The sequence below is a fragment of the Winogradskya humida genome (assembly GCF_016862215.1).
Lineage (GTDB): Bacteria > Actinomycetota > Actinomycetes > Mycobacteriales > Micromonosporaceae > Actinoplanes > Actinoplanes humidus.
Genome location: NZ_BOMN01000048.1, coordinates 1 through 13402, shown reverse-complemented (window position 1 = coordinate 13402; position 13402 = coordinate 1). Strand labels below are relative to the sequence as shown.

At 69.5% G+C, this 13402-nt stretch carries 9 protein-coding genes and 1 riboswitch; of the genes, 6 read left to right on the top strand and 3 right to left on the bottom strand.

What is annotated here, in order from left to right:
• Position 1 precedes the first annotated feature (1 nt).
• Positions 2–1624, bottom strand: coding sequence for a chaperonin GroEL (groL, locus tag Ahu01nite_RS19760; RefSeq protein WP_203838044.1), 1623 nt, complete (start codon positions 1622–1624; stop codon positions 2–4).
• Positions 1625–2261: 637 nt separating this feature from the next.
• Here groL and Ahu01nite_RS19755 point away from each other — a divergent pair.
• The 3 genes from Ahu01nite_RS19755 to Ahu01nite_RS19745 all read left to right on the top strand — a co-directional run bounded on the left by Ahu01nite_RS19755 (position 2262) and on the right by Ahu01nite_RS19745 (position 6991).
• The gene (locus tag Ahu01nite_RS19755) at positions 2262–5906 is read left to right on the top strand and encodes a bifunctional glycosyltransferase/CDP-glycerol:glycerophosphate glycerophosphotransferase (protein ID WP_203838043.1); all 3645 of its coding nucleotides are present in this window, start codon (positions 2262–2264) and stop codon (positions 5904–5906) included.
• 70 nt (positions 5907–5976) lie between these two features.
• The gene (locus tag Ahu01nite_RS19750; protein WP_203838042.1) at positions 5977–6498 is read left to right on the top strand and encodes a GNAT family N-acetyltransferase; all 522 of its coding nucleotides are present in this window, start codon (positions 5977–5979) and stop codon (positions 6496–6498) included.
• Between the two features lie 37 nt (positions 6499–6535).
• Positions 6536–6991 (top strand): hypothetical protein, encoded by a 456-nt coding sequence (locus Ahu01nite_RS19745; protein ID WP_203838041.1) that lies wholly within the window; start codon positions 6536–6538, stop codon positions 6989–6991.
• Here the strand turns inward: Ahu01nite_RS19745 and Ahu01nite_RS19740 are convergent.
• Entirely contained in the window at positions 6930–7898 is a 969-nt protein-coding gene (locus tag Ahu01nite_RS19740) for a GNAT family N-acetyltransferase (RefSeq protein WP_203838040.1), read from the bottom strand. The two genes, Ahu01nite_RS19745 and Ahu01nite_RS19740, sit on opposite strands and share 62 nt — an antisense overlap.
• Before the next feature lie 265 nt (positions 7899–8163).
• On the bottom strand, positions 8164–9441 hold the full coding sequence (gene thrC, locus Ahu01nite_RS19735) for a threonine synthase (RefSeq protein WP_203838039.1): 1278 nt from the start codon (positions 9439–9441) through the stop codon (positions 8164–8166).
• A gap of 11 nt (positions 9442–9452) precedes the next feature.
• Positions 9453–9615: riboswitch (SAM riboswitch) on the bottom strand.
• Between the two features lie 173 nt (positions 9616–9788).
• On the opposite strand from thrC, the gene Ahu01nite_RS19730 reads away from it, so the two are divergent.
• From Ahu01nite_RS19730 to Ahu01nite_RS19720, 3 genes are read left to right on the top strand one after another with little or no spacing between them, the layout of a single operon-like run.
• Positions 9789–10424, top strand: a complete 636-nt coding sequence (locus Ahu01nite_RS19730) for a DUF4956 domain-containing protein (protein WP_239158983.1) — start codon at positions 9789–9791, stop codon at positions 10422–10424.
• Positions 10421–11167 carry a polyphosphate polymerase domain-containing protein gene (locus Ahu01nite_RS19725; protein WP_239158982.1) on the top strand — a complete coding sequence of 249 codons (747 nt, stop codon included), beginning with the start codon at positions 10421–10423 and terminating at the stop codon, positions 11165–11167. The genes Ahu01nite_RS19730 and Ahu01nite_RS19725 overlap by 4 nt, the downstream gene beginning before the upstream one ends.
• An 8-nt stretch (positions 11168–11175) precedes the next feature.
• On the top strand, positions 11176–12846 hold the full coding sequence (locus Ahu01nite_RS19720) for a carbohydrate-binding domain-containing protein (RefSeq protein ID WP_203838038.1): 1671 nt from the start codon (positions 11176–11178) through the stop codon (positions 12844–12846).
• Positions 12847–13402 lie beyond the last annotated feature (556 nt).

Genomic DNA, 13402 nt, shown 5'->3' with positions numbered 1-13402 from the left:
CTCAGAAGTCCATGTCCCCGCCGCCGGGGGCGCCGGCCGGGGCCGGGTTCTTCTCCGGCTTGTCGGCCACGACGGCCTCGGTGGTGAGGAAGAGCGCCGCGATGGAGGCGGCGTTCTGCAGGGCGGAGCGCGTGACCTTGGCCGGGTCGATGATGCCCGCGGCCAGGAGGTCGACGTACTCGCCGTTGGCGGCGTTCAGGCCGTAGCCCGGCTCGAGGTTGCGCACCTTCTCGACGACGACGCCACCCTCAAGGCCGGCGTTGACGGCGATCTGACGCAGCGGGGCGTCGAGGGCGACCTTGACGATGTTCGCACCGGTGGCCTCGTCGCCCACCAGGTCGAGCTTGTCGAACGCGGTCTTGCCGGCCTGGACCAGCGCCACGCCACCGCCGGGGACGATGCCCTCTTCGACGGCCGCCTTCGCGTTGCGAACGGCGTCCTCGATGCGGTGCTTGCGCTCCTTGAGCTCGACCTCGGTGGCCGCGCCGACCTTGATGACCGCAACGCCGCCGGCCAGCTTGGCCAGGCGCTCCTGCAGCTTCTCGCGGTCGTAGTCGGAGTCCGACTTCTCGATCTCGGCGCGGATCTGGTTGACCCGGCCCTGGATCTGCTCGGCGTTGCCGGCACCGTCGACGATGGTGGTCTCGTCCTTGGTGATGACGATCTTGCGGGCCGAGCCGAGCAGGCTCAGGTCGGCGGTGTCGAGCTTGAGGCCGACTTCCTCGCTGATGACCGTGCCACCGGTGAGGATGGCGATGTCGTCCAGCATGGCCTTGCGGCGGTCACCGAAGCCCGGGGCCTTGACGGCGACGGACTTGAAGGTGCCACGGACCTTGTTGACGACCAGGGTGGCCAGGGCCTCGCCCTCGACGTCCTCGGCGATGATCACGAGGGGCTTGCCGCCCTGCATGACCTTCTCCAGGACGGGGAGCAGGTCCTTGACCGCGGAGATCTTGCTGTTGGCGATGAGGATGTAGGGGTCGTCGAAGACGGCCTCCATGCGCTCAGCGTCGGTCATGAAGTAGGCCGAGACGTAGCCCTTGTCGAAGCGCATGCCCTCGGTGAGCTCAAGCTCGAGCCCGAAGGTGTTGCTCTCCTCGACGGTGATGACGCCTTCCTTGCCGACCTTGTCCATCGCCTCGGCGATGATCTCGCCGACCGTGGAGTCACCGGCGGAGATGGAGGCGGTGGAGGCGATCTGCTCCTTGGTCTCCACATCCTTGGCAAGCGCCGACAGGGCCTCGGACACGGCAGAGACAGCAGCCTCGATGCCCCGCTTGAGGGCCATCGGGTTCGCACCCGCGGCGACGTTGCGCAGGCCCTCGCGGACCAGCGCCTGGGCCAGGACGGTCGCCGTCGTCGTGCCGTCGCCGGCCACGTCGTCGGTCTTCTTGGCGACCTCCTTGACCAGCTCGGCGCCGATCTTCTCGAAGGTGCCCTCGAGCTCGATCTCCTTGGCGATCGACACACCATCGTTGGTGATGGTGGGAGCGCCCCACTTCTTTTCGAGGACGACGTTGCGGCCCTTGGGACCGAGCGTCACCTTGACGGCGTCGGCGAGCTGGTTCATACCACTCTCGAGGCCGCGACGAGCTTCCTCGTCAAATGCGATGATCTTGGCCATACGGCTGTGTCCTCCTGGACATTCGCGGTGCCGGGCCTCCTCGGCCCGCTCTCCGCTGGTTGCGGAACGCTTTGGACGTCGCCACCTGGCGATGCGACGTCCTCAGGTCGAGCCGGATAAGCCCGCGACGACCGGTCCCGCACCCCGGCGCCGATGGCGGCACCGCGGCCAGGGACCCCACCGTCCCGACCTGATTGGCACTCACGCGTCGCGAGTGCCAATGACCTGTTTAGCACTCTGCCAGGGCGAGTGCAAGCACAACGGCCATGCCCAGGGGCCCCATCCGACCGCCCCACCGCCCCCCTGGCCGGACCGAAGGCCCACCCTCTTGATCACGATGCGTGAACAATCCCCGGCCCAGGGACCAACGACGCCGCCAGCCGTGACGGCGGTCACTCCATTCAGCGATGGACCGATCGGCCGGTGAGCCGTAATGCAACCGGTCCATACCTCGCAGGGTGTTCCGGAATACGTTTTTTGCCCGTTTCAATCCGGGCAGATCAATGCTAAATTCCGCGTTGCCGCAGGTTGACGCGGAGTGGGCGGCAAGTTGACGTTGCCTGTACGGTGCGGGTGCGGCTGGCATGCCGCGGGACTACGGACGATCCGGTTATGCCCGGATTGAGGAGTGAGCGGAGTGGACAACCGTATCGTCGGCGCCGGCAAGAGCGCCCACCTACGGGAGCCGGACAGCAAGCGGATTCCGGCACAGCGATCACCCAGCGTCACCGACTCGGTCACCGAGTCGCCACAGTCCCCGAGCCCCGGCGCCAAGCCCCTGCTCAGCGTCGTGGTGCCGGCTCACGACATCGACGCCTATCTCGATGAGTGCCTCTCCTCGATCGCCGCGCAGACCTACCACAACCTCGAGGTCGTGGTGGTCGACGACGGCTCGGTCGACGGCACCGGCGCGATCGCCGACGAGTGGGCCGCGAAGGACTCCCGGTTCAAGGCCGTGCACCAGAGCGAGGCCGGTCCCGGCAAGGCGCGCAACGTGGGCATCGCCATCGCCCGGGGGACGTTCCTCACCTTCGCCGACGGCGACGACGTGGTTCCGCCGTATGCGTACGAGATGATGATGACCACCCTGGAGCACAGCGGCTCCGACTTCGCCTGTGGCGCGGTCCGGTCGCTGACGTCCCGGGGTGCGAACGCCTCGCACATGCACACCCCGATCTTCGGCAGGACCGTGCTGCGTACCCATGTCAGCCAGCGGCTCACCCTGCTCAAGGACCGCACGGTCTGGAACAAGGTCTACCGCCGCAAGTTCTGGGACGAGCACGGCCTGACCTTCCCCGAGGGCGTCGTCTTCGAGGACGTGCCGGTCGCGCTGACCGCGCACGCCATGGCCACCGCCGTCGACGTGGTCAACGTGCCGGTCTACTACTGGCGCAAGCGCGAGAGCGGCGAGAAGTCGATCACGCAGCGCCGCACCGACTGGGAGACCACCGCCGACCGGCTGCGCGCGGTCGACCGGGTCAGCCGTTTCCTCGGCGAGCACCACCAGGGCGAGGTCAAGCAGGCGTACGACGCCAACGTCCTGGTCGACGACTTCGCGATCGTGCTGGGCGCGCTGCCCGACGCCGACCCGGAGTTCCAGGCGAAGTTCATGCGCGAGGTCAATCTCTTCCTCGCCCGGGTCCGTCCCGGCACGATCGAGAGCCTGCCGCCGAAGTTCGCGGTCTGCTGGTCGCTCATCCGCGCGGGCAAGCTCCAGGAAGTCATCGAGGTCCTGCTCGCGAGCCGGCCCGGCATGCCGATCGAGACCAAGAACGAGGGCAGCCGCCGCTTCGCCGACCTGCCGTTCCTGGACGACCCGTCGGCCGGCGTCCCGCGCGATCTCTACGACATGGGCAAGCCCGCCGTCCGCAGCCGGGTCACCAACGTGTTCTGGCGTGACGGCAAGCTCGTCATCCAGGCGTATGCCTACATCGACGGCACCGCCGCCAACTCGCGCTGGACGTCGGCGCGCATCGTCCGGCTGCGCGAGCGCAAGTCCGGGCGCACGCTCACGCTGGCGGCCAGCCCGCGCCGCGACCCCGAGGCGACTGCGACCTCCACCCACCCCGACAAGTCCTACGACTGGTCCGGCTTCGAGGTCACGGTCGACCCCGCGCAGCTGCAGTCCGGCGGCGGCTGGGAAGAGGGCCGCTGGCAGATCGCCGTCGGCATCATCGCCGGCACCAAGCTGCGCAAGGGCCGGCTGAAGCTGGGTGCGCACCCGACCCGGCTGAACCTCGTCCCGCAGTACATCGACGCCACCACCCAGCTCACGCCGGTGGCCGACGGCTCCTACATCCTGCTGCGCGTCGACAAGGTCACCGCCAAGGCCACGGCCATCTCGTTCGACGACGACAAGATGGTCATCGACGGCCTCGTGATCGGTGCCACACCGAGCGCCGGCAAGCTACGCCTGTGCCGGGTCACCGACGTGGCGGAGACGACCGCGGCGGTCGAGTTCGGCGCGACGAAGAACGGCGCCACCTCGTTCCGTGCCGTCGTGCGCCTCGGCGAGCTGTTCGAGCACGCCGGTCCCCCGGTCATGCCCCCGCCGGGCGGCCCGATGGACCGCTGGCGCATCCAGATGACGTTCTCCAGCGGTGGCAAGCAGTCCGTGCACCTGCTCAGCGACGAGCTCGACACCGCCCGCTCGGAGGTCTACGACCGGCACATCTTCGTCCGGCGTACGGCCGCGGGCTTCCTCTGGCTCTGCGCCCGCGCACAGGGTCCGGTGGCCGACACCGCCGCGTGGTCCGCCGACGGCACGCTGACGCTGACCGGCGACTTCCGGCCGGTCGACGGGGCCCCCGAGATCAAGCTGCGGATGCGCGGTGCGGCCGAGGAGCGCGCGCTCGACGTCGCTGTCGACGGCAACCGGTGGACCGCGAAGATCAACCCGAGCCGGGTGCCGTCCTGGGGCGACGCCGTCGAGCTGCGCCCGGGCCTCTGGGACCTGCTGGTCAGCCATCGGGCCGGCGGCTCCTACGAGGTCACCAACCTCGTCGTGGCCAACGCCGTCCGCGCGATCTGCCCGGCCTACTCCCCCGACGAGCACCGCGAGTTCAGGCTGGAGCTGTCCGAGGGCGACTTCGTGGCGCTGCGGGCCGGTTCGGTGCTGCAGGTCGAGGAGCGCGGGGCGTACGCCCGTACCCAGCTGCGGCAGAAGCGCATCGCGACCCTGCGCCGCAGTCCGCTGCGCGACGCGGTGCTCTTCGAGAGCTTCGGTGGCCGGCAGTATTCCGACAGCCCCAAGGCGATGCACGAGGAGCTCGTCCGCCGGGGGCTCCCGCTGGAGGCTCAGTATCTGACGGTCCGCGACGGCCAGGCCGCCACCCCGGAGACGCTGTCGACCGCCCGCCTCGGCGGCACCGAGTGGTACGACGCGCTCGCCACCAGCCGTTACATCGTCACCAACTCGCACCTGCCGGACTGGTTCGAGCGCCGTCCCGGCCAGATCGTGGTGCAGACCTGGCACGGCACCCCGCTGAAGCGGATCGGGTTCGACGTCACCGACATCCGCCACGCGGACCGCAACTACCTGCAGCGGGTCGAGAAGGAGACGCCCAACTGGACGTTCCTCGTCTCGCCCAACCGCTTCAGCACCCCGATCCTGCAGCGGGCGTTCCGCTACGGCGGGGAGATGCTGGAGTCCGGCTACCCGCGTAACGACGTGCTGTTCCACAACGACCCGGTCGCCACGGCGGCCATCGGCAAGCGCATCGGCCTCCCCGCGGGCAAGCGCGTCATCCTGTACGCCCCGACCTGGCGCGACGACGAGTTCTACGGTCAGGGCCGCTACAAGATGTCGATGCAGCTCGACCTCGCCGCCGCCCGCCGGATGCTCGGCGACGACCACGTGCTGCTGGTCCGCCGGCACCCCAACGTCGTCGACCCCATCCCCGACGACGGCTCCGGCTTCGTGATCGACGTCTCGACGTACCCGGACATGGCCGACCTGCTCTCGGTGACCGACGTGCTGATCACCGACTACTCCTCGGTGATGTTCGACTTCGCCAACACCGGCCGGCCGATCCTGCTGTTCACGTACGACCTCGAGCACTACCGCGACAAGTTGCGTGGCTTCTACTTCGACTTCGAGCGTGAGGCCCCCGGCCCGCTGCTGATGACCTCGGAGGACGTCGTCAAGACGCTGGCCGAGATCGCGGTGGACCCGGGTGCGTATTCCGACGAACGCGCCGCGTTCCAGGCCCGGTTCTGTGACCTGGACGACGGCTCGGCGACCAAGCGCGTGGTCGATCGGATGCTCGAGCTGGGCTCCTGAGCCTTTCCGGCACGCGGCAATCCGGCCATCCGGGTTGCCGCGTTCTGTTTCAGGGGGTAGGCAAGGCAGCATGACCAGCGTTCTGGCACCGCCGATGACCGTGCACCGGGTCACGCCCGAGGATGCGGCACGGATGCGCGCCCTGCGGCTGGAGATGCTCGCCGACAGCCCCCTGGCGTTCCTGGAAACCCTGGCGCAGGCCGCCGCGCGCTCGCACGCCGACTACCGGCGCCGGATCGTGCAGGCGTCCCAGGGCATGCACCTCGCCCAGTTCGTCGCGGATCCGGCGGGCGGGCGGCTCATCGGGCACGCCGGCGGCACGGTGCTGCCGGAGCACCCGCGGGCCACGGTCATCTTCGCGGTCTACATCACCCCCGCACGGCGCGGCACGGGTGTGCTCGGGGCGCTCGTCGACGCGGTCGCGCAGTGGTCGGTGGAGGCCGGGCGGCACGAGCTGATGCTCGAGGTCGTGGTCGGCAACGACCGGGCGGTCCGGGCTTACGAGCGGCTGGGCTTCGAGGACACGGGCGTGCGCGTCCCGCACCCCGCCGTGCACGGCCTGCAGGAGCTCCAGATGCGCCGCCGCGCGTGAGCACGGCCGGGCGCGTGACGCGAAAGCCGGGCTGCTCATGAAGCGCAACGCCGTCAACGGGACCACCGCGGTGGGGCTCGCCGTGGCGGTCCTCGGTGGGGCGAAGCTGCGGCGCGGGCGGGACGGCATCCTCGTCGCCGAGGGGTATCGGCGCCGGGTCCCGCCGGCCACGTGTTTCACGGTCGGGTCGGTGATCATCACCCGGCGCAGCGCGGATTGGCTCCTGCATGAGGACCGCGCGGGGCTGTTCGACCACGAGCGCGCGCACGCCCGTCAGTACGCCCTGCTCGGTCCGCTCTTCTGGCCCGCCTACTGGGTTGCGTGCGGGTATTCGTGGGCGCTGACCGGCTGCTACGGCACCCGTAACGTCTTCGAGCGGCGTGCGGGACTGGCCCGGGGTGGTTACGCGGAGCGGCCGCTGCGACCGCGGTTCACACGGTCACCTGCCACTGGCTCCAGGTCTCGCGACGCTGGAAGCCCATCGCCTCGTTGACGCGGAGCATCGCGGCGTTGTCCGCGGCGTTGAACGTGTCGATGGCTCGGAGTTCGGGGCGGGTGCTCCGGGCGTACCTGAGATTGGCGACCTTGATCGTCAGGCCGAGGCCGTGGCCGCGGTGGGTGGGGTCGACGATGGTGATCTGCTGCCAGGCCTGCCAGCGATCGTCGTTCGGGCAGGTGATCTGGGTCCAGGCGATCAGGCGGCCGGTCCCGATGTGTACGGCGGCGCTGCTGTAGCCGGTGCGGTTGCGCGCGACGATCGCGGCCTCGGACTCGCGGACCCGGGCGGCGTCGATCTTCTCGGCCTCCCAGTTGAGGTCGCCGCTGGGCGCCTCCGTCATGAGACTGCTGTCCAGCAGGGCGACATCGTCGATCAGGTCGTCGGGTGCGTGATCGGTCCACTGCACGAGCCGGTAACCGTCCGCGATCGGCACGTCGAGATTCAGGATGTCAAAATCCGCGACGTCGAGGCGGCTGCGCAGCTCGGCCAGCCCGGCCCTGGCGCCCATCGCGGTGGCGAACGCCGGGCCGTCCGGGCGCCGGTCGACGGTCGGGCCGATGAGGTGGCTGCGGCCGTGGGCACGGGCCCGCTCCACGGCGAGGGTGTAGAGCGCCCGGCCGATGCCCTTGCGGCGCCGGTCGGGGTGGACCGTCACCTGCAGGTTGACGTTGCTCAGATTGTCGAGCTGGGGCAGGCCGAGCTCGACATAGCCGGCCACCTGGCCGTCGTCGTCGTGAGCCACGTGGAACTCGAAGTTGTGGCCGGGCCACGGGTCATGGATCCGGGCCAGGAACGCCGCCCTCGACCAGGGCGGGACGTCCGGGGTGTCGGCCTCGGCGGAGGCCTTGGCGACGAGGTAGACAGCTTCCTCGTCGGCGGTGCTCAGAGCGGAGATGTCCATCCGGCGGATGGTCCTCGGTCCGCGTCTGGAGCACGACTGGTTTTTGGCCGTGAGGCCGCAAGGGTTTTTGGTCGAGAGGGCGCGCGCACGATGCCTCCGGCACCGGGTCGTTGGGCCCCTAGGAGATTGTCACCAAGCTCATAAGGTGGGGCCTCGTACGGCGTCGCGCCCTCCCGCGTAGAGCATCCTGCCGACCCTGGAACCCCCGCGCAAGACCTCGCCGGGGTTATTTCTCCACGGTGGGCAGGACGACCACTACGGACGGTTAGCCCAACAGGCCGGCCTCGCGGGCGCCGCGCAGCGACGGCTTGATCGTGTGGGTCGGTCCGACCAGGCCGGCGACCGCGTCGATCGTCTTCAGGCCCTCGCCGGTGTTGTAGACGACGGTCTCCTTCTCGGGGTCGAGCTTGCCGCTCTCGACCAGCTTCTTGAGCACGGCGACCGTCGTACCGCCCGCGGTCTCGGCGAAGACGCCGGTGGTACGGGCCAGCAGCCGGATGCCCTCGCGGATCTCGTCGTCGTCGGCGTAGTCCATCCAGCCGCCGGTGCGCTTGACCGCCTCGATGGCGTACGCCCCCGCGGCCGGGTCGCCGATGTTCAGCGACTTAGCGATGCCGGTCGGCTTGACGGGGATGATCGTGTCGGTGTCGTTGTGCAGCGCGGTCGCGATCGGGTTGCAGCCCGCGGACTGCGCGCCGTAGACCGTCCAGCCGCCCTCGGGCGCCTCGACGAGGCCGATCTCGATCAGCTCACTGAACGCCTTGTCCACCTTGGTCAGCAGCTCGCCGGAGGCCATCGGGATGACGACCTGCGCCGGGATGCGCCAGCCGAGCTGCTCCGCGACCTCGTAGCCCAGCGTCTTGGAGCCCTCGGCGTAGAACGGGCGCACGTTGACGTTGACGAACGCGGTGTCCTCGAACTCGTCGGTCTCCACGAGCTCGCCGCAGAGCCGGTTCACGTCGTCGTACGAGCCTTCGATGGCGACCAGCTCCCCGCCGTACACAGCGGTGGTGATGATCTTGCCTGGCTCGAGGTCGCTCGGGATGAAGGTGATGGACGGTACGCCGGCCCGCGCTGCGTGAGCGGCGACCGAGTTGGCCAGGTTGCCGGTGGAGGCGCACGCGAACCGGGTGAAGCCGAGCTCGCGGGCGGCCGTGAGAGCCACCGAGACGACCCGGTCTTTGAACGAGTGGGTCGGGTTGGCGGAGTCGTCCTTGACCCACAGCGGGGCGCGCAGCCCGATCTCGGCGGCGAGGGCCGGGGCGCTGACCAGCGGGGTCATGCCGGGGTCGAGGGTGACCCGGGTGGCGGGGTCCTGACCGGCGGGCAACAGGGCGGCGTAACGCCAGATGTTGTTCGGGCCGGCCTCGATCTGCTCACGGGTCACCGCGGCGAGGGCGGCCTGGTCGTACGCGACTTCCAGCGGGCCGAAACACTCGTAACACGCGTGCTGCGCGGCGAGGGGAAATTCGGTCCCGCAACCGCGGCAGACCAAGGCACGGGCGGGGCTTGTGGACGTGGTGGGGGCGGCAACGGCCGTCATGACGAGGCTCCTTCTCATCTTCCCCGGACGCGGAATCTCCGCGAAACGGGACGGAATTAGCACCTGCCGCGCGCCACACTCTGTGATTGCTCGTCGTCAGTGACGAGCAGAGTGCGGACACGGTGGTTGCCGGGGCGTCATCGGGCCGTATCCCTCAGCCCCTCTGGATGAGGTATTCAGTTGTTTCCTCCACCTTACGTGCAGGCGCCGGGAAGCCAACCCTGCCGTCCCGAGGTGTGAGCGAGTCCTCTCCTTCCGTAAGGACAGCTAATCGATATCTGTCTATGGATTCACAGCTGATTCTTAGGTTGGAAACGCTCCCAGACCTCTAGCCTCCATTGAAAGTCATGGATTGTTTGCCGCTCGTTCACCGGGCGGCCACCGCACTGGAGGCGCCGATGGCCCGGCTCACGCTGTTCCTGATCGACCTGGTCGCTGTGAGCGTCCTGGTCTTCGGCCTCTACTTCCCACGGCACCGGCGCCGCGACCTGATCACCGCGTTCCTCGGCGTCAACGTCGGCGTGCTCGCGGTGGCCGGGTCGCTGACCTCCAGCACCGTCGGGGCCGGGCTCGGGCTGGGCCTGTTCGGGGTGCTGTCGATCATCCGGCTCCGCTCGACGGAGCTGGACCAGCACGAGGTCGCGTACTACTTCTCCGCGCTGGCGCTGGGCATCCTGGGACCACTCGGCGGCGACTCGTTATGGCTCGCCCCATCGCTGATGGCGCTCGTCATCGTGGTCATGTACGTCGGCGACCACCCCCGCGTCTTCCGGAGCTACCGGCGGCAGACGGTGGTGCTCGACGAAGCCATCACGGACGAGACCGCCCTGGTGGCGCGGCTCGAACAACTCCTCGGCGGGCGGGTCCACGCCGCCACGGTCGAGCGGGTCGACCTGGTCACCGAGACCACCGTCGTCGAGGTCCGCTACTCCCTCCCGGCCCGGTCGGCCCTTCCGGTCCGGGAGAAGGCGGTGGTGAAGTGATCGCCGAGACCCTCGACCGGCTGTCCCCGATCGGGCTCGCCGAGCTCACCGACCGGGCCGCGCTGATGACCCGGCGCGACCGCAAGTACGTGCTCCGCCGCGCCGACCTGCACGCGCTGCTGCCCGAGCTGACCCGGGGCGCCCGGGCGCTGGACATCGGGGGGCTGCGGCTCTTCCGCTACGCCTCGGTCTACTTCGACACCCCGGAGCTGACCAGCTACCGGCTCACCGCGCTGCGCCGGCGCCGCCGGTTCAAGGTGCGCACCCGGACGTACGTCGACTCCGGCGCGTGCTGGCTGGAGGTCAAGACCGAGGCGGGCCGGGGCGGCACGGCGAAATCCCGGCTCCCGCATCCCCCGGACGATCATCACGACGTGACCCCGGGCCGCTGGTTCGTGGACGGACTGCTCGGCGCAGAACCGGGTGCCCTCGGCCCGGTGCTGGCCACCGACTACCACCGGGCAACGCTGTTCATGCCCAGGTCACAGAGCCGCCTGACGATCGACGTCGGCCTCAACTGGGCCGACCTGGGCGGCACCGCGGAGCTCAGCCTGCCCGATCTCGTCGTGGTCGAGACCAAGACCCTCGCGGCGGCGGCCGAGGCCGACCGGCTGCTCTGGGCGCACGGCCACCGGCCCATCGCGATCTCGAAGTACGCGACCGGCCTCGCCGCGCTGCGCCCGCACCTCCCCTCAGGACCGTGGCGCCGCCTCCTCCGGCGTCACTTCACCCCCACCGAGTAGGAGTAATGATGCGCAAGACCCTCGTCCCCATGGCCGTCCTCCTGGCCACCCTCGTGGCAGTCCCCACGACGGCCGCCCAGGCCGCCGTCGGACCGGCCGCCGCCCAGGCGCTCGCGGCGAACGCCCCGGATCACGACGACCCGGCGGACCACACCTGGAACACCGCGGACGAAGTGGCGGTCACGCTCACCGGCACGGGCGCCACGTCCGCGGGCCCCGGCGTCACGATCAGCGGCAGCACCGTGACGGTCACCGCCGCCGGCACCTACCGCTTCGCGGGCTCCCTCACCAACGGGCGCATCGTCGTGAACAGCACGGGCACCGGCATCGTGCGGCTGATCCTCAACAACGCGAGCATCACCAGCTCCACCGCGGCACCCCTGGCGGTCACGGCAGCCGACGAGGTCATGGTGGTGCTGCCCGACGGCACGACCAACAGCCTCACCGACGCGGCCGGGCAGAGCCAGACCGCGGCTCTGTTCAGCGAGGCGGACCTCACCCTCACAGGCAACGGCGCCTTGACCGTACGCGGAAACGCCGCCGACGGCATCGCCACCGAGGACGGCCTGGTCATCGATGCCGGGGCGCTCACCGTCACCGCCACCGACGACGGCATCCGAGGCCAGGACTACGTCGTACTGACCGGCGGCACCCAGCGCATCACCGCCGGGGGCGACGCCATCAAGTCGAACGATGCCACCGACACCACCAAGGGGTACGTCTACCTCGGCGCCGGCACCCGCACCCTCACCGCCACCGGGGACGGCGTTGACGCCACCACCGACGTGATCGTGGCCGGCGGCGCGCTCACCGCCACCACGGGCGGGGGTAGCGGCACCACCCCGGGCACCGCCTCGACCAAGGGCGTCAAGGGCGGCGTCCTCGTCGTGGTCAGCGACGGCTCCGTCAACGTGAACTCCTCGGACGACGGCATCCACTCCAACGCGAACATCACCATCGACGGCGGCACGGTGACCGCGGCAAGCGGCGACGACGCGGTACACGCCGACACCGCGCTGACCGTCTCGGCGGGCACGGTCACCGTCACCAAGTCGTACGAGGGCCTGGAAGCCATGCAGACCACCCTCGCCGGCGGAACGATCACGGTCACCGCAACCGACGACGCCGTCAACGCGGCGGAGGAGGGCGTACCCGAAATGCAGAACGCCCCCAACGCCTTCATCAGGGTGACCGGCGGCGTCGTCACGGTGAACGGCGGCACGGACGGCCTGGACAGCAACGGCGTCCTCACCATCTCCGGCGGCGTCGTGATCGCCAACGGCTCCCCGACCCGCGGCGGCGGCGAAGGCGGCCTCGACTCCAACGGCGCCCTCACGATGACCGGCGGCACGATCGTGGCCACCGGACTGACCGCCTCAACCAGCACCCTCCCGACAAGCGGCCAGGCCTGGGTGGCGTACTCCTTCTCCGCCAACCAGCCCGCCGGCACGGTCTTCCACCTGGCCACCACATCCGGCACCCAGCTCGCGTCCTTCACCTCGACCCGCGTCCTCAAAGGCGTGATCTTCGACCTGCCCACCATCACCCGCGGCACCCAGTACAGGATCTACACCGGCGGCTCGGTCAGCGGCACGGCCGTCGGCGGCGGCCTCTACACCGGAGGCACCCTCTCCGGCACCCTGATCGCCACGGTCACAGCCGGCTCCGGCCGCGCCTGACACCGACTGCGGCTGCGGCTGCGGCTGCGGCTGCGGCTGCGGCTGCGGCTGCGGCTATCGGAACCCCGGGCGGGAGCAGTGAGCAGGCACGGGTCCACTGACCATGGGAGTTCTCCACGCGTCCCGACCGATGGAGTCCCGTGCCTGCGCCCGGCAACCGCGATCGTCACGACCTGTCACCTCAGCCAGGCATATATGTCATGCGCTGAACAATAATTGCCCCGGGCTTGACACCATTTCCACCAAAAATTGCAGCGTCCAAGGCTTTAACGCAATATCCATCGAGGTTCCACCGCCCTGGCGGACCACCGCCGACTTGGTTCACATGACGGAGGACACGGGGAGTTACCGGGTCGCACCGGTGCCTGGGGCTACGAATACCCACCCCGGCCGATACCCCTCACCACTCACGTGATCTCCGGCTAGCCGTTTGGTTGTGCACAATTAAGTTGTGTGCAATTAAGTTGTGCACAATTTAATTGCACACAACTTAATCGCTTCGGGAGAACTTGCCCGAGTTGGCGTAAACCACCGGCCGGGACGCTTCCACCGGCCG

What these genes read in the sequence shown, in the direction of transcription:
- Ahu01nite_RS19730 (WP_239158983.1), top strand. Translation starts at nt 9,789, where the DNA reads ATGGATTGTTTGCCGCTCGTTCACCGGGCGGCCACCGCACTGGAGGCG.
- Ahu01nite_RS19740 (WP_203838040.1), bottom strand. Translation starts at nt 7,898, where the DNA reads ATGGACATCTCCGCTCTGAGCACCGCCGACGAGGAAGCTGTCTACCTC.
- Ahu01nite_RS19745 (WP_203838041.1), top strand. Translation starts at nt 6,536, where the DNA reads ATGAAGCGCAACGCCGTCAACGGGACCACCGCGGTGGGGCTCGCCGTG.
- Ahu01nite_RS19750 (WP_203838042.1), top strand. Translation starts at nt 5,977, where the DNA reads ATGACCAGCGTTCTGGCACCGCCGATGACCGTGCACCGGGTCACGCCC.
- Ahu01nite_RS19720 (WP_203838038.1), top strand. Translation starts at nt 11,176, where the DNA reads ATGCGCAAGACCCTCGTCCCCATGGCCGTCCTCCTGGCCACCCTCGTG.
- groL (WP_203838044.1), bottom strand. Translation starts at nt 1,624, where the DNA reads ATGGCCAAGATCATCGCATTTGACGAGGAAGCTCGTCGCGGCCTCGAG.
- thrC (WP_203838039.1), bottom strand. Translation starts at nt 9,441, where the DNA reads ATGACGGCCGTTGCCGCCCCCACCACGTCCACAAGCCCCGCCCGTGCC.